21 protein-coding genes are annotated in these 17,485 nt (G+C 66.1%); 6 read left to right on the top strand and 15 right to left on the bottom strand.

Features of this window, described 5'->3' with window-relative positions; genetic code table 11:
• Positions 1–12: 12 nt before the first annotated feature.
• The 12 genes from E2K76_RS07235 to ffh form a co-directional block, all read right to left on the bottom strand.
• Positions 13–669 carry a phosphoribosylanthranilate isomerase gene (locus E2K76_RS07235; RefSeq protein ID WP_136683611.1) on the bottom strand — a complete coding sequence of 219 codons (657 nt, stop codon included), beginning with the start codon at positions 667–669 and terminating at the stop codon, positions 13–15.
• Positions 666–1,010 carry a lipopolysaccharide assembly protein LapA domain-containing protein gene (locus E2K76_RS07230; RefSeq protein ID WP_136683610.1) on the bottom strand — a complete coding sequence of 115 codons (345 nt, stop codon included), beginning with the start codon at positions 1,008–1,010 and terminating at the stop codon, positions 666–668. The genes E2K76_RS07235 and E2K76_RS07230 overlap by 4 nt, the downstream gene beginning before the upstream one ends.
• A gap of 1 nt (position 1,011) precedes the next feature.
• Positions 1,012–1,293 carry an integration host factor subunit beta gene (gene ihfB, locus E2K76_RS07225; RefSeq protein WP_136683609.1) on the bottom strand — a complete coding sequence of 94 codons (282 nt, stop codon included), beginning with the start codon at positions 1,291–1,293 and terminating at the stop codon, positions 1,012–1,014.
• A 139-nt stretch (positions 1,294–1,432) separates the two neighbouring features.
• Positions 1,433–3,112 carry a 30S ribosomal protein S1 gene (rpsA, locus tag E2K76_RS07220; protein ID WP_136683608.1) on the bottom strand — a complete coding sequence of 560 codons (1,680 nt, stop codon included), beginning with the start codon at positions 3,110–3,112 and terminating at the stop codon, positions 1,433–1,435.
• Positions 3,113–3,198: 86 nt separating this feature from the next.
• Complete coding sequence (locus E2K76_RS07215) at positions 3,199–3,792, bottom strand: (d)CMP kinase (protein WP_136683607.1); 594 nt, start codon at positions 3,790–3,792, stop codon at positions 3,199–3,201.
• Positions 3,789–5,123, bottom strand: a complete 1,335-nt coding sequence (gene aroA / locus E2K76_RS07210; protein WP_136683606.1) for a 3-phosphoshikimate 1-carboxyvinyltransferase — start codon at positions 5,121–5,123, stop codon at positions 3,789–3,791. Before aroA ends, E2K76_RS07215 begins: the two co-directional genes overlap by 4 nt.
• A gap of 42 nt (positions 5,124–5,165) precedes the next feature.
• The gene (trmB, locus tag E2K76_RS07205) at positions 5,166–5,837 is read right to left on the bottom strand and encodes a tRNA (guanine(46)-N(7))-methyltransferase TrmB (RefSeq protein WP_136683605.1); all 672 of its coding nucleotides are present in this window, start codon (positions 5,835–5,837) and stop codon (positions 5,166–5,168) included.
• Positions 5,834–6,331 carry a ribosome maturation factor RimM gene (rimM, locus tag E2K76_RS07200; protein WP_136683604.1) on the bottom strand — a complete coding sequence of 166 codons (498 nt, stop codon included), beginning with the start codon at positions 6,329–6,331 and terminating at the stop codon, positions 5,834–5,836. Before rimM ends, trmB begins: the two co-directional genes overlap by 4 nt.
• A 3-nt stretch (positions 6,332–6,334) precedes the next feature.
• Positions 6,335–6,688: a 30S ribosomal protein S16 gene (gene rpsP, locus E2K76_RS07195; protein ID WP_136683603.1), complete on the bottom strand. Its 354-nt coding sequence runs from the start codon at positions 6,686–6,688 to the stop codon at positions 6,335–6,337.
• A gap of 21 nt (positions 6,689–6,709) precedes the next feature.
• On the bottom strand, positions 6,710–7,003 hold the full coding sequence (locus E2K76_RS07190) for a chorismate mutase (RefSeq protein WP_136683602.1): 294 nt from the start codon (positions 7,001–7,003) through the stop codon (positions 6,710–6,712).
• Positions 7,000–7,527, bottom strand: coding sequence for a GNAT family N-acetyltransferase (locus E2K76_RS07185; protein ID WP_136683601.1), 528 nt, complete (start codon positions 7,525–7,527; stop codon positions 7,000–7,002). Before E2K76_RS07185 ends, E2K76_RS07190 begins: the two co-directional genes overlap by 4 nt.
• Positions 7,524–9,011, bottom strand: coding sequence for a signal recognition particle protein (gene ffh, locus E2K76_RS07180; RefSeq protein ID WP_136683600.1), 1,488 nt, complete (start codon positions 9,009–9,011; stop codon positions 7,524–7,526). The genes E2K76_RS07185 and ffh overlap by 4 nt, the downstream gene beginning before the upstream one ends.
• A gap of 236 nt (positions 9,012–9,247) precedes the next feature.
• Between ffh and E2K76_RS07175 the strand changes: the two genes are divergently transcribed.
• The 6 genes from E2K76_RS07175 to E2K76_RS07150 all read left to right on the top strand — a co-directional run bounded on the left by E2K76_RS07175 (position 9,248) and on the right by E2K76_RS07150 (position 14,750).
• Positions 9,248–10,141, top strand: a complete 894-nt coding sequence (locus E2K76_RS07175) for a LysR family transcriptional regulator (protein WP_136683599.1) — start codon at positions 9,248–9,250, stop codon at positions 10,139–10,141.
• 145 nt (positions 10,142–10,286) lie between these two features.
• Positions 10,287–11,291, top strand: coding sequence for a hemin-degrading factor (locus tag E2K76_RS07170; RefSeq protein ID WP_136683598.1), 1,005 nt, complete (start codon positions 10,287–10,289; stop codon positions 11,289–11,291).
• Positions 11,288–12,106, top strand: coding sequence for a heme/hemin ABC transporter substrate-binding protein (locus E2K76_RS07165; protein ID WP_136683597.1), 819 nt, complete (start codon positions 11,288–11,290; stop codon positions 12,104–12,106). The genes E2K76_RS07170 and E2K76_RS07165 overlap by 4 nt, the downstream gene beginning before the upstream one ends.
• Before the next feature lies 1 nt (position 12,107).
• A complete protein-coding gene (locus E2K76_RS07160) occupies positions 12,108–13,154 on the top strand; it encodes a FecCD family ABC transporter permease (RefSeq protein WP_136683596.1) in 1,047 nt (348 codons plus the stop codon).
• Positions 13,151–13,927 carry a heme ABC transporter ATP-binding protein gene (locus tag E2K76_RS07155; protein ID WP_136683595.1) on the top strand — a complete coding sequence of 259 codons (777 nt, stop codon included), beginning with the start codon at positions 13,151–13,153 and terminating at the stop codon, positions 13,925–13,927. Before E2K76_RS07160 ends, E2K76_RS07155 begins: the two co-directional genes overlap by 4 nt.
• A 91-nt stretch (positions 13,928–14,018) precedes the next feature.
• Positions 14,019–14,750 (top strand): exopolysaccharide biosynthesis protein, encoded by a 732-nt coding sequence (locus E2K76_RS07150; RefSeq protein WP_246032915.1) that lies wholly within the window; start codon positions 14,019–14,021, stop codon positions 14,748–14,750.
• On the opposite strand, the gene recR is transcribed toward E2K76_RS07150, so the two are convergent.
• The 3 genes from recR to E2K76_RS07135 are packed head-to-tail and all read right to left on the bottom strand — an operon-like array spanning position 14,747 to position 17,358.
• A complete protein-coding gene (gene recR, locus E2K76_RS07145; protein ID WP_136683594.1) occupies positions 14,747–15,340 on the bottom strand; it encodes a recombination mediator RecR in 594 nt (197 codons plus the stop codon). The genes E2K76_RS07150 and recR overlap by 4 nt on opposite strands.
• 1 nt (position 15,341) lies before the next feature.
• A complete protein-coding gene (locus E2K76_RS07140; protein WP_136683593.1) occupies positions 15,342–15,683 on the bottom strand; it encodes a YbaB/EbfC family nucleoid-associated protein in 342 nt (113 codons plus the stop codon).
• A gap of 1 nt (position 15,684) precedes the next feature.
• Positions 15,685–17,358, bottom strand: coding sequence for a DNA polymerase III subunit gamma/tau (locus E2K76_RS07135; RefSeq protein ID WP_136683592.1), 1,674 nt, complete (start codon positions 17,356–17,358; stop codon positions 15,685–15,687).
• Positions 17,359–17,485: the final 127 nt, after the last annotated feature.

Below are 17,485 nucleotides of genomic sequence, written 5' to 3'. Positions count from 1 at the left end.
CCCGGCGGCAGTTCAGCGCAAACGCGGAACGGCAGGACCAAGCGCGGCACGGGCGAAGGCGGCGATCTTGGCGTGATCCTTGACCCCACGCGCCGACTCGACCCCCGAGGACACATCCACCTGCCGCACATTGGTCAGCCTGATCGCCTCGGCCACGTTCTCGGGTGTCAGCCCACCCGCCAGCATCCACGGCTTCAGCCAGCGGCGGCGGCCGACCAGCCGCCAGTCGAAGGCGATGCCGTTGCCGCCCGGCAGATCCACGGTGGGCTTTGCGTCGATCAGAAGCTGGTCGGCGGCAAGGCTCATCTCCAGCAGGTCCGCCAGATCGCCCTCGTCCGCGACGCCGATGGCCTTCATCACCGGCAGGCCATAGCGCGCGCGCACCTCGGCCACCCGTGCGGGCGATTCCGAGCCGTGAAGTTGCAACATGTCCAGCGGCACCTGATCGACGATGGAATCCAGCGCGGCATCATCGGCATCGACCACCAGCGCGACCTTGGCCAGCCCCGCCGGGGCGGCGAAAGCCAGCGCCCTCGCCTCGGGGATCGTCAGATGGCGCGGGGATTTGGCAAAGAACACCAGCCCTGCGTAATGCGCGCCAGCCGCGGCAACGGCAGCCATGTCGGCTTCCGTCCGCAGCCCGCAGATCTTGACCCGTATCCCGCTCACTTCCGGTCCAGAAGCGCCAGAACCTCATCTTGCGGCTTCTGCTCTCGCAGGCTTGCAACCTCCGCCCGAAGCTTCACGGCTTCCTTCTGCGACTTCACGCCGACCTTGCGGATCTTGTGTTCGCGAATCCATTCCCAGATGAATCCGATCAACAACCCGATCGCCGCCGCGCCAAGGATGACGAGGAACAGCGGCAGCTGCATCTGCCACGAGAACCCGAGGAAAGCGCCAAAGCTTTCGGGCAAAAGGCGAACCGTCACCGGGCCGCGATTGGCCATGGCGACGGCAAGAAGCAGGATCGACAGGACGGCGATCAGCGCGATACGGAAGCCACGGACCATCTCAGCGCCCGTTCAGCCTGTCGCGCAAAAGTTTCCCGGTCTTGAAAAACGGCACTTTCTTATCCTCTACTTCAACGGCTTCGCCGGTCCTCGGATTGCGTCCGACCCGCGCCTCCCGCGCTTTGACGGAAAATGCACCGAAGCCCCGAAGCTCCACCCGATCACCGCGCGACAGTGCTTCGATGATCTCCTCGAACACGGTGCTGACGATACGTTCGACATGACGCTGGGTCAGGTGCGGGTTTTCGTCGGCAATCTTCTGGATCAGTTCTGATCGTATCATTACCCCCCCGATGCGGCCATTCTGCCGCGCTTATCCCCCTGAATATACGCAATGTAATTCCTGTGACAAACAGGAAAACCCCCACAAGCAAAAAGGCCCCGCGACATGCGCGGGGCCTTTCCATTTGCCTTGCGGCAGATCAGCGGTTGTTCTTGAGCGCTGCGCCCAGGATGTCGCCCAGCGACGCGCCCGAATCGGACGAGCCATACTGTTCGACGGCCTCTTTCTCTTCGGCGATTTCACGCGCCTTGATCGACAGGCCCAGACGGCGGGTCTTGCTGTCCACGTTGGTCACGCGGGCATCGACCTTGTCACCGACCTGGAAACGCTCGGGGCGCTGGTCTGCACGGTCACGGGCCAGATCCGAACGACGGATGAAGGCCTTCATGCTGTTGTATTCGACCTCGATGCCGCCATCTTCGATCGCGGTGACCTCGCAGGTCACGATCGAGCCGCGCTTCACGCCGTCAACTGCATCCGTGAACGTGTCTTCGCCCAGAGCCTTGATCGAGAGCGAGATACGCTCTTTCTCGATATCGACTTCGGTGACGGCCGCCTGAACGGTGTCGCCTTTGCGATAGTTCTGGATCGCGTCTTCGCCGCGCTGGTCCCACGACAGGTCCGAAAGGTGAACCATGCCGTCGATGTCGTTGTCGAGACCGACGAACAGACCGAATTCGGTGATGTTCTTGACTTCGCCTTCGATGTTCGTGCCGACCGGATGCGTTTCAGCGAACACTTCCCACGGGTTGCGTTGGGTCTGTTTCAGGCCCAGCGACACGCGGCGTTTCGCCGAATCGATTTCCAGCACCATCACGTCGACTTCTTGCGAGGTCGAAACGATCTTGCCGGGGTGCACGTTCTTCTTGGTCCAGCTCATTTCCGAGACGTGGACCAGACCTTCGACACCGGCTTCCAGTTCCACGAACGCGCCGTAATCGGTGATGTTCGTGACGCGGCCCTTGTGGACCGAACCCAGCGGATACTGGATTTCCACCGAATCCCACGGATCGGACTGGAGCTGTTTCATGCCCAGGCTGATGCGGTGGGTGTCCTTGTTGATCTTGATGACCTGGACCTTCACGGTCTCGCCGATCGACAGGATCTCGGACGGGTGGTTGACGCGGCGCCATGCCATGTCGGTGACGTGCAGCAGGCCATCGACGCCGCCCAGATCGACGAACGCACCGTATTCGGTGATGTTCTTGACCACACCGTCAACGGTCTGGCCTTCGGTCAGGTTGGAGATGACTTCGGCACGCTGTTCGGCACGCGACTCTTCAAGGATCGCACGACGCGAGACAACGATGTTGCCACGACGACGGTCCATTTTCAGAATCTGGAACGGCTGCTTCATGCCCATCAGCGGGCCAGCGTCGCGAACCGGACGGACGTCAACCTGCGAGCCCGGAAGGAACGCAACAGCGCCGCCCAGATCGACGGTGAAGCCGCCTTTGACACGGCCGAAGATCGCGCCGTCGACGCGGGTCTCGTTGGCGTAGGCTTTTTCCAGACGGTCCCACGCTTCTTCGCGGCGGGCTTTCTCGCGGCTGATGACAGCCTCGCCACGCGCGTTTTCGACGCGGTCCAGATAGACCTCGACTTCGTCGCCGACGTTGATGTCAGCGGTCTCGCCGGGGTTTGCGAATTCTTTCAGGTCGACGCGGCCTTCCATCTTGTAGCCGACGTCGATGATGGCCTGACCCGCCTCGATGGCGATGACCCGGCCTTTGACAACCGAACCTTCGTCCGGGGTGTCGATCTCGAAGCTTTCCTTCAGAAGGGCTTCGAATTCGTCCATAGTTGCTTTAGCGCACATGCGTTTACAGTTTCCTTTATACGGTTTTTCTGGCCATGCGGTTGGCTCCGCCGGTCTTTGTGGAAATGCGAAAAGGGCCCGAGGCTTTATGCCCGACCCTGTCCGATCCTTTGACGGATGGCTTCGACGGCCATCTCGATCGCCGCCGATATAGACAATTCGGTCGTATCAAGCAAGAGCGCATCCGGTGCCGCGACCATCGGCGCGGTCGCGCGTTCGGCATCGCGCGCGTCGCGTTCGATCACCTGCGCCAGCACCTCGGCCTCGTCGCCGCCGACCTCCAGCCAGCGGCGATGCGCCCGCACCAGCGCCGAAGCGGTGACGAACAGCTTCACCTCCGCCTCGGGGCAGATCACCGTGCCGATGTCGCGCCCGTCCAGAACCGCGCCCCCGTCCTGCCGCGCGAAGTCCCGCTGGAACCGGGTCAGCGCGGCCCGCACCTCGGGGATGGCGGCGACGCGGCTGGCCGCCTGCCCCGCCTCCAAGGACCGCAGATCGCCGCGCGCCAGATCCTCGGGGGTCAACTGCGCCGCCGCGACCGGATCGCCGCCCTTCGCGCCCACCGCGCGATACAGCAGCCCCGTGTCCAGATGCGCGAACCCGAACTCCGCCGCCACGGCGCGGGCGATGGTGCCCTTGCCCGCCGCCGCCGGCCCGTCTATCGCAACCGTGAAGATCACCGGATATCCGCGCCCAGATCCGCCATCAGCTTGCCGAAGATCGGGAAGGACGTCGCGATGGGCGATCCGTCATCCACCGTTACCGGCTTCTGCGAGGCGAGGCCAAGCACCAGAAAGCTCATCGCGATGCGGTGGTCGATATGGGTGGCCACCGTCGCGCCGCCCGGCACCTTGCCGCCAAGGCCGTGGACGATCAGCGTGTCCTCGTCCTCCTCAATGGTTACGCCGCAAGCCTCCAACCCGCGCGCCATCGCGTCGATCCGGTCGGATTCCTTGACCCGCAATTCCTTCACACCGCGCATCACGGTCTTGCCCTCGGCGAACGCCGCGACGACCGACAGCACCGGATATTCGTCGATCATCGAGGGCGCACGCTCCGGCGGCACCTCGATCCCCTTCAGCGACGATGCCCGCACGCGCAGATCTGCCACCGGCTCGCCACCTTCCTCGCGCGGGTTCTCGAAGGTGATGTCCGCGCCCATCTCCACCAGCGTCGGGTAAAGCCCGTTGCGGGTGGTGTTCTGCGACACGCCGGGAACCAGAATGTCCGACCCTTCGACGATCACCGCCGCGCAGACCGGGAACGCCGCCGAAGACGGATCGCGCGGCACGGCCACGACCTGCGGGCGCAGTTCGGGCTGGCCCTGCAGGGTGATGACGTTGCCGGCGTTGGTGCGCTCCACATGCAGCTTCGCGCCGAAGCCCGCGAGCATCCGTTCCGAATGGTCCCGCGTCGCCTCGCGCTCGGTCACGACCGTCTCGCCCGGCGCGTTCAGCGCGGCCAGCAGCACCGCCGATTTCACCTGCGCCGAGGGCATCGGGGTCGTGTATTGCACCGGAACCGGGTTCGCCGCCCCCACCAGCGTCAGCGGCAGCCGCCCACCCTTCCGGCCATAGGACTGCGCCCCGAACAGCGCCAGCGGATCTGTCACGCGCCCCATCGGACGCTTGCGCAAGGACGCATCCCCCGTGAACGTCGCGGAAATCGGCGAGGTCGCCATCGTTCCCATGATGAGCCGCACCCCGGTGCCGGAATTGCCGCAGTCGATCACGTCCTCCGGCTCGCGAAAGCCGCCGACGCCGACGCCATGCACCGACCACGCGCCGGGGCCGTGCTGGATCACATCCGCACCGAAAGCCCGCATGGCCTTGGCGGTGTCCAGCACGTCCTGCCCTTCCAGCAGCCCGGTGATCTTGGTTTCCCCAACGGCCATCGCCCCGAAGATCAGCGCACGGTGGCTGATCGACTTGTCGCCCGGAATCTCCGCCACGCCTTTCAGCGGGCCGGAGCGGTGGGCGGTCATGGGTTCGGGGGTGCCGTGGCCGGACATGGGGCGTCTCCTTCTCTCGGGAACGCCCCTAGCATGTTAGCGTCAGCGGCGGAAGGTCACGTAATGCGGGGCGCGGCCTTCGCGCAGCGCCTTCTGCTCGTATCGGGTGGAATGCCAGTCGTCCCACGCGTCCGGCCCTTCATGGACCAGCGCGAACCCGGCCTTCGGCCCTTCCTCCAGCGTCTGGCGGATATAGTCGGGAATGTCCGAGGCGACGCGGAACTCCGCCCCCGGCTTCATCACGCGGAACAGCGGGATCAGGTGATCCTGCGTCACGAACCGCCGCCGATGATGCCGCGCCTTGGGCCACGGATCGGGATAGTTCAGAAACGCCTTGGAGATGCTGGCATCCGGCAGCACGTCCATCAGATCGCGCGCATCCCCGGGATGGACGGCCACGTTCGTCACCTCCGCCGCGCGGATCTTGCCCAGCAGCATTGCAACGCCGTTCACGAAAGGCTCGCAGCCGATGATGGAGACGTCGCGATACCGCGCCGCCATCGCCACCATATGCTCGCCGCCGCCGAAGCCGACCTCCAGCCACGTCTCGCGGCCCGGAAACAGGTCGATCTGCTTGCGTTCGGGGTTTTCCTCGAAGGTGATGCCGGCCGGGCGCAGATGGCCCAGATCCTCCAGATAACCCTTCTGGCTTTGCCGCAGGGTCTTGCCGTGGATGCGGCCATAGAAGTTGCGGCGTTCGGGGTGAAGGCTCATTCGTCTTCCTCGGGCGGATCGACGACGATGCGCCCTTCGGTCAGATCGACCGTGGGCACGATGGCGCGGGTGAAGGGAAGCAGAAGCGCCTCGCCCTTGCCCTGCACCTCCAGAATGTCGTCGGCGCCGTGGTTGTGCACCGCTGCGACCGTGCCAAGCAGGGTGCCGCCGGTATCGCGCACCTCCAGCCCGATCAGGTCGGAGTGGTAGAATTCGTCATCGCCAAGCGCGGGAAGCTTGTCCCGCCCGACGTAAAGCTGGGTGCCTTTCAGCGCATCCGCTTCTTCCTTGGTCGCAACGCCGGTCAGGCGCGCGCCAAGCCCGCCCGCGACGGGCCGGGTCAGCGTGATGCGGAACTGCCGCCCATCCTCCGACGCGACCGGGCCGTAATCGGCGATCGCCTCGGGGATGGCGCAGAAGCTTTTCAGGCGCACCTCGCCCCGCACCCCGAAGGACCCGGAAATCGCACCCACGCAGATACGGGACGAGGACATCTCTTACTCTTCTGCCGGAGCAGCTGCGCGGGCAGCTTTCTTGGCAGCCAGCTCTTTCGCTTTCTTGCCCGGCTCGGCGGCCTTGGGGTTGTTGCGGACGGTCTTCTCTTTCAGACCGGCAGCTTCCAGAAAACGTGCGACGCGGTCGGTCGGCTGTGCGCCCTGGCCCAGCCAGTACTGCACGCGCTCGACGTTCAGCTTGATGCGGTCTTCGCTGTCTTTCGCCAGCAGCGGGTTGTAGGTGCCCAGCTTCTCCAGGAAGCGGCCGTCGCGCGGCATGCGCGAGTCGGACGCGACGATGGCATAGTGCGGGCGTTTCTTCGAGCCGCCACGGGCGAGACGGATTTTCATGGCCATGTTGGTATCTCCTTCAAACGGTCATTTCTGGTGTTGTTCGTGATGCCTGATGACTTCGGCGATGATGAAGTTCAGGAATTTCTTGGCGAATTCGGGATCGAGATCGCCTTCGCGGGCCAGCCATTCCAGCCGCTCGATCTGCTGCCCCTCGCGCGCGGGGTCGGACGGCGGCAGCGCGTGCTCGGCCTTCAGAACGCCCACTGCCTGCGTGTGCTTGAAGCGTTCGGCAAGCGTATAGACGAGGATCGCATCCAGCCGGTCGATGCTTTCGCGATGGCCTTTCAGCAGTTCGGCAGCGCGGGCTACGTCGCTCATTCGGTCCTCCTCGGGTGGCGCCAGACGTCATGCGGAATGTCCGAGGCAAGCTTGCGCGCCTCCGGGTCGATCACCGCGCCCAGCCGCTCGGCCAGTGCGGCGGAACGGCGGTTCTCGGTCGCGATATAGCTGACGGCGGTATCCCATTGCAGATCTTCGAAGACATGGGTGCAAATCGCCTTGGCGGCTTCGTGTGCCAGCCCCCGGCCCTCGCCCAGATCCGACCAGATCGCCCAGGCGATCTCCGGCTCGGGGCGGCCTGCGATGAACATCGGCCCGGCATGTCCAAGCGGCGCGCCGCTGGTCCGGTCCGTCAGCACGAACTGGCCGAAGCCGCGCATGACCCATTGGCCGATGATGCCCGAAAACTTCAGCCATGCCGCATCGGCGTCCGCCAGACGGCTCATATACCGCGTCCGGTCCGAGGTCGCGAATTCGGCATAGGCCGGATAATCCGTTGCCACCGGGGCGCGGAGGATCAGGCGTTCCGTTTCCAGAACCGGAGTTGCGGAAAGCTGGATCATTTCTTGCGGCCAAGCCCCGACAGACCTGCGGGCAGCGTCAGCCCCTTCGGCATCCCGCCGAAACCGCCGGGCATCTGGCCCTTCATCGCCTCGGCCGCCTTGGCCAGCGCCTCGGGGTCCATCTGGCTCGGGTCCGGGGTCTTGCCGCCGATCATGTTCTTGAGGGCGTTCTTCATCATGCCGCCCTTGCCCATCTTCTTCATCATGTCCGCCATCTGGCGGTGCTGTTTCAGAAGTTTGTTCAGCTCCGACACCTCAAGCCCCGCGCCCGCCGCGATCCGCTTCTTGCGCGACGCCTGCAGAAGGTCCGGGTTCGCCCGTTCCTTTTTCGTCATCGAGTTGATCAGCGCGATCTGGCGGCGCAGCATCTTGTCGTCGAAGCCCGCATCGGCGGCGGCCTTCTGCATCTTGCCCATGCCCGGAAGCATGCCCATGACGCCCTGCATCCCGCCCATCTTCAGCATCTGGTCAAGCTGCGCCTTCAGGTCGTTCATGTTGAACAGACCCTTCTGGAAGCGTTTGACCATGCGTTCGGCCTGTTCGGCCTCGAACGTCTCGCGCGCCTTTTCGACCAGAGCGACGATGTCGCCCATGCCAAGGATGCGGCCCGCGACGCGCTCCGGCTCGAACGCCTCGATGGCGTCCATCTTCTCGCCCAGACCGACGAAGCGGATCGGCTTGCCGGTGATGGCGCGCATCGACAGCGCCGCACCGCCGCGCCCGTCGCCGTCCATCCGCGTCAGCACGACGCCGGAAATCCCGACCTGCCCGTCGAATTGGGTCGCGACGTTCACCGCGTCCTGACCCGTCAGACCATCGACCACCAGCAGCGTCTCGCGCGGCTGGGCGATGTCGCGCACCGCCTGAACCTCGGTCATCAGCACTTCGTCGATGTGCAGACGGCCCGCGGTGTCCAGCATCACGACGTCATAGCCGCCCATCGAAGCTTGGGTCTTGGCGCGTTTGGCGATCTGGACCGCAGATTCGCCTTTGACGATCGGCAGGCTGTCCACGCCGATCTGACCGGCCAGAATCGCCAGCTGCTCCATCGCCGCCGGACGGTTGGTGTCCAAGGAAGCCAGCAGTATGCGCTTGCCGTCGCGGTCTTTCAGACGTTTCGCGATCTTGGCGGTCGTGGTGGTTTTCCCCGACCCTTGCAGACCCACCATCAGGATCGCGGCGGGCGGGTTGTCGATCTTCAGCGCATCGGCACGGCCTTCGCCGGTCAGCACCTGCACCAGTTCGTCATGGACGATCTTCACGACCTGCTGGCCCGGCGTCACCGACTTGGTAACGTGTTGACCCTTGGCCTTTTCCTGCACCCGCTTGACGAAATCGCGCGCGACGGGCAGCGACACGTCGGCCTCCAGCAGCGCGGTGCGAACCTCGCGCAGGGCGGTGGCGACGTCGTCCTCGGTCAGGGCACCCTGACGGGTCAGGCGATCAAAGACGCCACCAAGCCGTTCTGACAGATTCTCGAACATGGCCTTACCCTTTCCAGTTGCCCTGCCCCGACATAGGCCGGAACGCTCCAAACGCCAACGTCACCCACGGGCGCAACGCGCTGGTGGATGGCGATCCCATGATGGGACCGGAGCGCATAACGGACTCCGGGACGCGGGCTCAATACGCGCCCTTCCCCCACGAGTCAAGGAAAGGCTTGAGTTTGCCGCCCCCACGCGTAAGTTGTGCGAAAATGCACAAAGGATGGTGCGCGCGTATGAGCTTCGAGAACTGGGACGAGATCCGCACCGCGTTTCAGGTGGCCCGCCTTGGCACCGTGTCCGGCGCGGCCGAAGCCCTTGGCGTGCATCATGCCACCGTCATCCGCCATATCGACGCGCTGGAAAAGCGGCTTGGATCGAAACTGTTCCAGCGTCATGCGCGTGGATACACCCCCACCGAAGCCGGGCGCGACCTGCTGACCGTCGCCCAGACCACCGAGGAACAGTTCGGGCAACTCGCCTCCCGCATCCGTGGCCAGGGCGAGGAGGTGGCGGGCGAGTTGGTCGTCACATCCATCAGCGGCGTGGCAGAACTGATGACCAAGACGCTGGTGGATTTCCAGAACCAGCATCCGGGCCTGATCGTGCGCTTCCTGTCCGACATGCGCGTCTTTCGGCTGGACTATGGCGAGGCGCATGTCGCTATCCGCGCCGGCGCCGCACCCGAAGAACCGGACAACGTCGTCCAACCGCTGATGCGCCTGCGTCACGGGCTGTATGTCGCGAAATCCTATGTCGAACGTTTCGGGATGCCGACCATCCAGACCGCCGCCCGCCACCGGTTCATCGGCGCGGAAGGGCCGATCAGCCGCGCCCCGTTCCACCGCTGGCTGGCAAGTTCGGTGCCGCCGGAATCGCTCGTCTTCCGCGCCTCGGACAGTTCCGCGCTGGATGAGGCTGTCATCAGCGGTGCGGGCGTCGGCTTCCTGCCGATGTTCCGCGCGCACAGCCGCGACGATCTGATCGAGGTGCTGCCCAGCCAGCCCGACTGGGATGCGCCGCTTTGGATCGTGACCCATGTGGACCTGCACCGCACGCTGAAGGTGCAGGCTTTCCTGACCCATCTGAAGACCGCCGTCAAAGGCTGGGACTGCGCGAAACCCGCTTGAACGTCGCGAACTTCGGGTATAATCCCGACCAATAGAGTAAGAAATCTTCCGCTGGCGGTTCCCTCGGCCCGCGCGAAGCATGTTCTCAAGCCAAGGGCCGCCCCTCGTGCCCGCGCCAGAGACGCATCCATTCAAGGAGCGCCCGATGGCAATGACCCCCGACCAGATCCGCACCGCACGGCAGGCAGACCCCAAGACCCGCGCCCGCGATTTCGCCGCCGCCCATGGCATCGCCGAGGCGGAACTGGTCGCGGCACTTGGCGGCATCCGCATCGACGCGCATCCCGACAGGCTGTTCCCGCTGCTGGAACCTTTGGGCGAGGTGCTGGCCCTGACGCGCAATGCCTCCTGCGTGGCGGAAAAGGTCGGCACCTACACCGATTTCCATCCCGGCCAGCACGCCTCGATGACCGTCGGGGCCGAGATCGACATGCGGATGTTTCCTTCGCACTGGGTGCATGGCTTTGCGGTGACGGATGGCGACAAACGCTCGATCCAGGTGTTCGACGCGGCGGGCGATGCGGTCCACAAGGTCCATCTTCGCCCGGCCAGCGACGTGGCTGCCTTTGACGCGCTGGTCGCGGCGCTGACGCTGCCCGCAGCGGCGCTGGACCTTGCACCGCGCACACCCGTTGAAGGCCCGAAGGCCGATCCCGCCCGTGCGGACGCCCTGCGCGCCGAATGGGACCAGATGACCGACACGCACCAGTTCCTGAAACTGACCCGCAAGCTGAAGATGAACCGGCTTGGCGCATACCGCATCGTCGGCGCCCCGCGCGCCGTGCCGCTGGACCCGCGCGCGATGACCGAGGTGCTGGAGCTTGCATCAAGCCGCAAGGTGCCGGTGATGATCTTCGTCGGCAACACCGGCTGCATCCAGATCCATGGCGGGCCGGTGGACAAGATCGTGCCGATGGGCCCGTGGATCAACGTGCTGGACCCCGGCTTCGATCTGCATCTGCGGCAGGACCACGTGGCCGAGGTCTGGCTGGTCACGAAGCCGACGCAGCGCGGCCCGGCGATTTCGGTCGAATGCTTCGACCATGACGGCGCGCTGATCGCGCAGGTCTTCGGATACCGCAAGAACACCGCGTCCGAGCCGTGGGAGGAGCTGACATCCGCCCTGACCCGCACGCTGGAGATCGCATGATGCGCGCCCTTGCGCTGCTTTTGCTGACCGCGCTGCCCTGTGCGGCGCAGGACCGTATCGCCTCGCTTGGCGGGTCGGTTTCGGAGATCGTTGCCGCGCTTGGGGCCGAGGATCGGCTGATCGCGCGGGATTCGACGACCCTGTTCCCGGAAACGCTGACCGCTTTGCCTGATGTCGGCTACGTCCGCGCCCTGTCGCCCGAAGGGGTGCTGTCCGTCGGCCCCGACCTGATCCTTGCCGAAGAAGGCGCAGGCCCCGTCGAGGCGGTCGAGGCATTGCAGCAGGCGGGCATTCCCTTCGTGTCGATCCCCGAAGATCCCTCGCCCGAGGGGGTGCTGGCCAAGATCCGCGCCGTGGGTGCGGCACTGGACATCGACGCGGAACCGCTGGCGTCGCAGGTGGAGGCCGGGTTCGACCGCGCCGCCGCCGCGCGGGCCGATGTGACCGACGCGAAGAAGGTGCTGTTCATCCTGTCGGCGCAGGGCGGGCGGTTGATGGTGGGGGGCGATCAAACCGCCGCCGGGGCGATCATCGAACTCGCGGGCGGGATCAACGCCGCCACGGGCTTCGACGGCTACAAACCCATGACGGACGAGGCGATCCTGACCGCCGCCCCCGACGTGATCCTGATGATGGACCGCGGCGGTGATCACGGCGCGGCGAACGAGGTGCTGTTCGCCCAGGCCGCGCTCGGTGCCTCGCCCGCGGCGAAGTCGGATGCGGTGGTGCGGATGGACGGGCTGCTCCTGCTCGGCTTCGGGCCGCGCACCCCGGATGCCGCGATCCAGCTTCACGACGCGCTTTACGGGGGCTGAGATGGTTGCCATCGCAGGCTCCGTTCCCGGCGACAGGTCGGACCGCGCAAAGCGGTTGTTCTTCTGGCTGCTGGCGGGGCTGGCGGCTGTGGCTGTGCTGTCCATCGGCACGGGCGCATCTGGCGTGTCGGTGCTGGACGCGGCGCAGGGCTGGATGGCGGGCAATCTCGATCCGCGCGACGCGCTGGTGCTGAAAAGCATCCGGCTGCCCCGTCTGGCGCTGGGCATGTTGATCGGGGCGGCGCTGGCGGTGTCGGGCGCGGTGATGCAGGGGCTGTTCCGCAATCCGCTGGCCGATCCGGGCGTGGTCGGCGTCGGCGCGGGGGCGAGCCTTGGCGCGGTCTTTGCCATCGTTCTGGGCGGGATGCTGCCCGTCTGGATGGGACAACATGCGGTCAGCCTGATGGCCTTTGCCGGGGCGGGCTATTCGACGCTCCTGCTCTATCGCGTCGCGACCCGGTCGGGGCGCACCTCGGTCGCAACGATGCTGCTGGCCGGGATCGCGCTGGGCGCGTTGGCGGCGGCGATGGTGGGGGTCATGACCTATATGGCCGATGACCGGCAGTTGCGCGACCTGACCTTCTGGGGGATGGGGTCGCTGGCCGGGGCAAGCTGGACCAAGGTCGGGGCCGCGCTGCCGCTGATCCTGCCCGCGATCCTGCTCTCGCCGCTTCTGGCGCGGGGGCTGAACGGATTGGCGCTGGGCGAGGCTGCGGCGGGCCATATGGGCCTGCCGGTGCAGCGCATCAAGCTGCTGGCGATCCTGACCGTTGCCGCGGCGACGGGGGCATCGGTCGCGGTGTCGGGTGGGATCGGCTTCATCGGCATCGTGGTGCCGCATCTGCTGCGCATCGGATCGGGCCCGGATCACCGCTGGCTGTTGCCCAATGCCGCCGTGCTGGGCGCGATTCTTCTGTGCCTTGCCGATATCGTCGCGCGGATGATCGTCGCCCCGGCGGAACTGCCCATCGGGATCGTGACCGCCATCCTCGGCGCGCCGGTGTTCCTGTGGATATTGCTGTCCCGCAAGGGCGTGGGGGCGCTGTGATCGTTGCCGAAGACATCTACGTTCGGCTGGGCGGGCGCGTCATCCTTGATGGCGTATCGTTCCGCGCGCTGCCGGGGCATCTGACCGCCATCGTCGGCCCGAACGGGTCGGGCAAGACGACCCTGCTGCGCGCCTTGACCGCCGAAGTGCCGTTCGCCGGGCGCACCGGCATGAACGGCACCGACATCGCCCATGCCAAGGCGTGGCAGCTTGCCGCCATCCGCGCCGTGCTGCCGCAGGCGACCCCGCTGGCCTTTCCCTTCACCGTGATCGAGGTGGTGCGCCTTGGCCTCGCCTCCGGCATTTCGGCCAACCGCGCGCATCTGGCGCAGCAGTCGCTGGCCCGCGTCGGGCTGCAAGGCTATGAGGGCCGCATGTATCAGGACCTGTCGGGCGGCGAGCAGCAACGCGCCCAGCTTGCCCGCGTTCTGGCGCAGGTGTGGGAGCCGGTGCTGGACGGCCAGCCCCGCTGGCTGCTGCTGGACGAGCCTGTGTCGAGCCTCGACATCGGCCACCAGCTTGTCGTCATGCAGATCGCCCGCGACTTTGCCGATGCGGGCGGCGGGGTGGTTGCGGTGATGCACGATCTGAACCTGACCGCGATGTTCGCCGACCGCGTGGCGCTGCTGGCGGGTGGCCGGATGGTCGCGCAGGGCACCCCGGCCAAGGTGCTGGACGATGCCAACCTGTCCCGCGCCTATCGCTGCCGGGTGCGGGTGAACACGCCGCCCGATGCGGGGACGTGGCTGGTGCCGCACGCGGCCTCGGTCTGACCGCGTCAACGCGCCGCCCATGATCACGGGATTGCGGCTTGCGGGCGGCGCGGCCCGCCCGCAAACTGCGCCTGCAACGGCAGGAGCAGGCATGGAAAACCGTCACGAGGGCGCAAGCGAAGAAGAAGCCGAAGCCATGCGCCTGCGCGCGGCGGGCGCCCCTGCTGTGGACATGCATTTCGAGGAAGGCGAGGACGAGCCGCGCCGCCCCCGCAAACCCGTCCGCAAACGCCTGTCCGAAGTGCTGGAGGATATCGCCCACGATCCTGCGCGCGACCGCATCTCGATCTCGGATCTGGTGCTGGCGATGGATGGGCGGGCCTTCGGGGCGCTGCTGCTGATCTTTGCGCTGCCCAACGTGCTGCCGACGCCGCCGGGCACGTCGGGCATCCTTGGCCTGCCGCTGATCTTTCTGTCGGCGCAGTTGATGATGGGGCGGCTGCCCTGGCTTCCGGCCTTCATCGCCACGCGGTCGATGGAACGGTCGGCCTTCGCGGCGCTGGTCGGCAAGATGACCCCGGTGCTGGGCCGCGCGGAAAAGCTGCTGGCCCCGCGCCTGACCTTCATGGTGTCGGAGATGGCGCAACGCTTCATCGGCGCGGCGCTTCTGGTGCTGGCCATCGTGCTGGCGCTTCCGATCCCGCTGGGCAACATGCTGCCCGCCTTCGCGATGACGCTGATCTCGCTTGGGATGCTGGAACGTGACGGGCTTTGGGTGGGGATCGGGCTGGTCTTGGGCGCGGTATCGCTGGTGATCGTCTGGGGCGTGGTCTGGGCGATGATTGCGGCGGCGATGTTCCTCTTGAACGAGGCGTTCAGCTAGATCCCTCGCCGCGCCCGCAGCGCCGCCCCGATGGTGCCATCGTCAAGGTAGTCGAGCTCGCCCCCGATCGGCACGCCCTGGGCCAGTGACGTGACCTTGACCGCAGCGCCCAGAACGTCGGCGATGTAATGCGCCGTCGTCTGCCCATCGACCGTGGCGTTCAGCGCAAGGATCACCTCGCGCGCGCTCTCGTCGCCCACGCGCTGCACCAGTTTCGGGATTCGAAGTTCCTCCGGCCCGATGGAATCCAGCGCCGACAGGGTGCCGCCAAGGACGTGATAGCGGCCACGGAACGCCCCGCCCCGCTCCATCGCCCAAAGATCGGCGACATTTTCCACAACGCAGATCTCGCCATTCGCGCGGCGCTCGTCCCGGCAGATGGGGCAGATGTCGGCATCGCCGATATTGCCGCAGATGGCGCAGTCGCGGGCCGAAGCCGCAACCTCGGCCAGAACCTGCGCCAAGGGGGCCATCACCTGCCCGCGCTTTTTCAGCATATGCAGCACCGCCCGGCGCGCCGAACGCGGGCCAAGACCCGGAAGCCGGGCCATCAACTCGACCAGCCGTTCGATATTGCCGGGGGCGTCCATGTCAGAAGGGCAGCTTCATGCCCGCCGGAAGGCCAAGCCCTTCGGTCAGCTTGCCCATTTCTGCTTGGTGCCGATCCTGCGCCTTCGACTGCGCGTCCTTGATCGCGGCAAGGATCAGATCCTCGACCACTTCCTTTTCCGAGGCGACGAAGATCGACGGGTCGATGTCCAGCCCCACCAACTCGCCCTTTGCCGTCGCGCGGGCCTTGACAAGCCCCGCCCCGCTTGTCCCTTCGACGATGATGCTGCCAAGCTGCTCCTGCATCTCGGCCATCTTGGTCTGCATCTCTTGTGCAGCCTTCATCATCTTGCCCATGTCGCCAAGGCCACCAAGTCCGAACATCTCAATCCTCCTCGAAAGGGTCCCATTCATCTTCGACCTCGGGCAGCGCCTCGGCTGCCGCATCGGCTACGGGGGCGCGGATATCCGCAATCGTCGCGCCGGGAAAGGCGGCAAGGATCGCCTGCACGATGGGAAGGCCCATCGCCTCGGCCCTGGCGCCCTGTTCCTCGGCCTGCCGCAGTTCCGCAATGGTCGGCGCCCCGCCCGAGGCGATGGAGACGCCCCAGCGTTGCCCCGTCCAGCCCTGCAACCGCTGCGCCAGCTTGGCCGCCAGATCGCGCGGCGCGCCCGGCCCCGGCTCGAACTCGATCCGGCCGGGTTGATAGCGAACGAGCCGCAGGCCCGTCTCCACATCATTGAGCAGCACCATGTCGCGCTTGTCGCGGATCAGCGCGACCACCGAATCGAAGGTCGCGGGCAGCGCATTCGCCACCGTGCCGCCACCCACTGCGCGGGCCATGGTGGTGCCGCCCCCGCCTTGCGGCGCGGACACCGGCGCATGGGTCGGCTGCGGCAACGAATTGATCCGCCGCATCAGCTGTTCCGGGTCCGGCAGGTCGGCCACATGGGTCAGCCGGATGATCGCCATTTCCGCCGCCATCATCGCGTTCGGGGCCAGCGCCACCTCCTCCAGCGATTTGAGCAGCATCTGCCACATCCGCGTCAGCACGCGCATCGGCAGACGGGTCGCCATTTCCAACCCGCGAGAACGCTCGTCCGGGCCGATGGTCGGATCGTCCGCAGCTTCGGGCGTGATCTTGATGACGGAAATCCAATGCGTGATCTCGGCCAGATCGCGCAGGACGGCCATCGGGTCGGCCCCGTCGGCATATTGCGCCGAAAGCTCGGACAGCGCGGATGCCGCGTCGCCCTTCATGACCATGTCGAACAGATCCAGCACCCGGCCCCGGTCGGCCAGCCCCAGCATCGCGCGGACCTGATCGGCGGTGGTCTCGCCCGCGCCATGGCTGATCGCCTGATCCAGAAGGCTGGTCGCATCCCGCGCCGACCCTTCGGCGGCCCGCGTGATCAGTGCCAGCGCGTCGTCGGTGATCTGCGCGGTTTCGGCAGTGGCGATGCGGCGCAGAAGGGCGATCATCACCTCCGGCTCGATCCGTTTCAGGTCGAACCGCTGGCAGCGCGACAGGACCGTGACCGGAACCTTGCGGATTTCCGTGGTGGCGAAGATGAACTTCACATGGGCGGGCGGCTCCTCCAGCGTCTTCAGCAGCGCGTTGAACGCGCTGGTCGACAGCATGTGAACCTCGTCGATGATATAGATCTTGTAGCGCGCGGATGCGGCCCGGTAGTGCACGGACTCCGTGATCTCGCGGATGTCGTTCACGCCGGTGCGCGATGCGGCGTCCATCTCCATCACGTCCACATGGCGGCCTTCGGTGATGGCGCGGCAGGCGTCGCATTGGCCGCAAGGTTCGGTCGTGGGGCCGCCCTTGCCGTCGATGCCGGTGCAGTTCAGGCCCTTGGCGATGATCCGGGCAGTGGTCGTCTTGCCCGTCCCGCGGATGCCGGTCATCACGAAGGCATGGGCGATGCGGTCGGCCGCGAAGGCGTTCTTCAGCGTGCGGACCATCGCCTCCTGCCCGACCAGATCGGCGAAGGTTTCGGGGCGGTATTTGCGCGCAAGGACCTGATAGGTCCCGGTCGTTTCGGTCATTCGGCCTGTCCCGGATTCGGATCGTGCCAACCTATGTGCGGGGGGCGGTTTCGTCCACCCTTGCAGGCATCCGCAATGAATCGTGAGTTGATCCGCAAACCGACTGGCGCTATTTCTGGAAAAGTTA

Origin of the sequence: Falsirhodobacter xinxiangensis (assembly GCF_004959935.1) — a bacterium.
Lineage (GTDB): Bacteria > Pseudomonadota > Alphaproteobacteria > Rhodobacterales > Rhodobacteraceae > Falsirhodobacter > Falsirhodobacter xinxiangensis.
This window is presented reverse-complemented; position numbering and strand designations above follow the sequence as displayed.

Excerpts from the sequence above, each read along its gene's own strand:
- rpsA (WP_136683608.1), bottom strand. The coding sequence starts at position 3,112 with ATGTGCGCTAAAGCAACTATGGACGAATTCGAAGCCCTTCTGAAGGAA.
- trmB (WP_136683605.1), bottom strand. The coding sequence starts at position 5,837 with ATGAGCCTTCACCCCGAACGCCGCAACTTCTATGGCCGCATCCACGGC.
- rimM (WP_136683604.1), bottom strand. The coding sequence starts at position 6,331 with ATGTCCTCGTCCCGTATCTGCGTGGGTGCGATTTCCGGGTCCTTCGGG.
- rpsP (WP_136683603.1), bottom strand. The coding sequence starts at position 6,688 with ATGGCCATGAAAATCCGTCTCGCCCGTGGCGGCTCGAAGAAACGCCCG.
- E2K76_RS07140 (WP_136683593.1), bottom strand. The coding sequence starts at position 15,683 with ATGTTCGGACTTGGTGGCCTTGGCGACATGGGCAAGATGATGAAGGCT.
- E2K76_RS07160 (WP_136683596.1), top strand. The coding sequence starts at position 12,108 with ATGGTTGCCATCGCAGGCTCCGTTCCCGGCGACAGGTCGGACCGCGCA.
- ffh (WP_136683600.1), bottom strand. The coding sequence starts at position 9,011 with ATGTTCGAGAATCTGTCAGAACGGCTTGGTGGCGTCTTTGATCGCCTG.
- E2K76_RS07230 (WP_136683610.1), bottom strand. The coding sequence starts at position 1,010 with ATGGTCCGTGGCTTCCGTATCGCGCTGATCGCCGTCCTGTCGATCCTG.
- E2K76_RS07190 (WP_136683602.1), bottom strand. The coding sequence starts at position 7,003 with ATGAGCGACGTAGCCCGCGCTGCCGAACTGCTGAAAGGCCATCGCGAA.
- aroA (WP_136683606.1), bottom strand. The coding sequence starts at position 5,123 with ATGTCCGGCCACGGCACCCCCGAACCCATGACCGCCCACCGCTCCGGC.
- E2K76_RS07165 (WP_136683597.1), top strand. The coding sequence starts at position 11,288 with ATGATGCGCGCCCTTGCGCTGCTTTTGCTGACCGCGCTGCCCTGTGCG.
- E2K76_RS07135 (WP_136683592.1), bottom strand. The coding sequence starts at position 17,358 with ATGACCGAAACGACCGGGACCTATCAGGTCCTTGCGCGCAAATACCGC.
- recR (WP_136683594.1), bottom strand. The coding sequence starts at position 15,340 with ATGGACGCCCCCGGCAATATCGAACGGCTGGTCGAGTTGATGGCCCGG.
- E2K76_RS07150 (WP_246032915.1), top strand. The coding sequence starts at position 14,019 with ATGGAAAACCGTCACGAGGGCGCAAGCGAAGAAGAAGCCGAAGCCATG.
- ihfB (WP_136683609.1), bottom strand. The coding sequence starts at position 1,293 with ATGATACGATCAGAACTGATCCAGAAGATTGCCGACGAAAACCCGCAC.
- E2K76_RS07185 (WP_136683601.1), bottom strand. The coding sequence starts at position 7,527 with ATGATCCAGCTTTCCGCAACTCCGGTTCTGGAAACGGAACGCCTGATC.
- E2K76_RS07170 (WP_136683598.1), top strand. The coding sequence starts at position 10,287 with ATGGCAATGACCCCCGACCAGATCCGCACCGCACGGCAGGCAGACCCC.
- E2K76_RS07175 (WP_136683599.1), top strand. The coding sequence starts at position 9,248 with ATGAGCTTCGAGAACTGGGACGAGATCCGCACCGCGTTTCAGGTGGCC.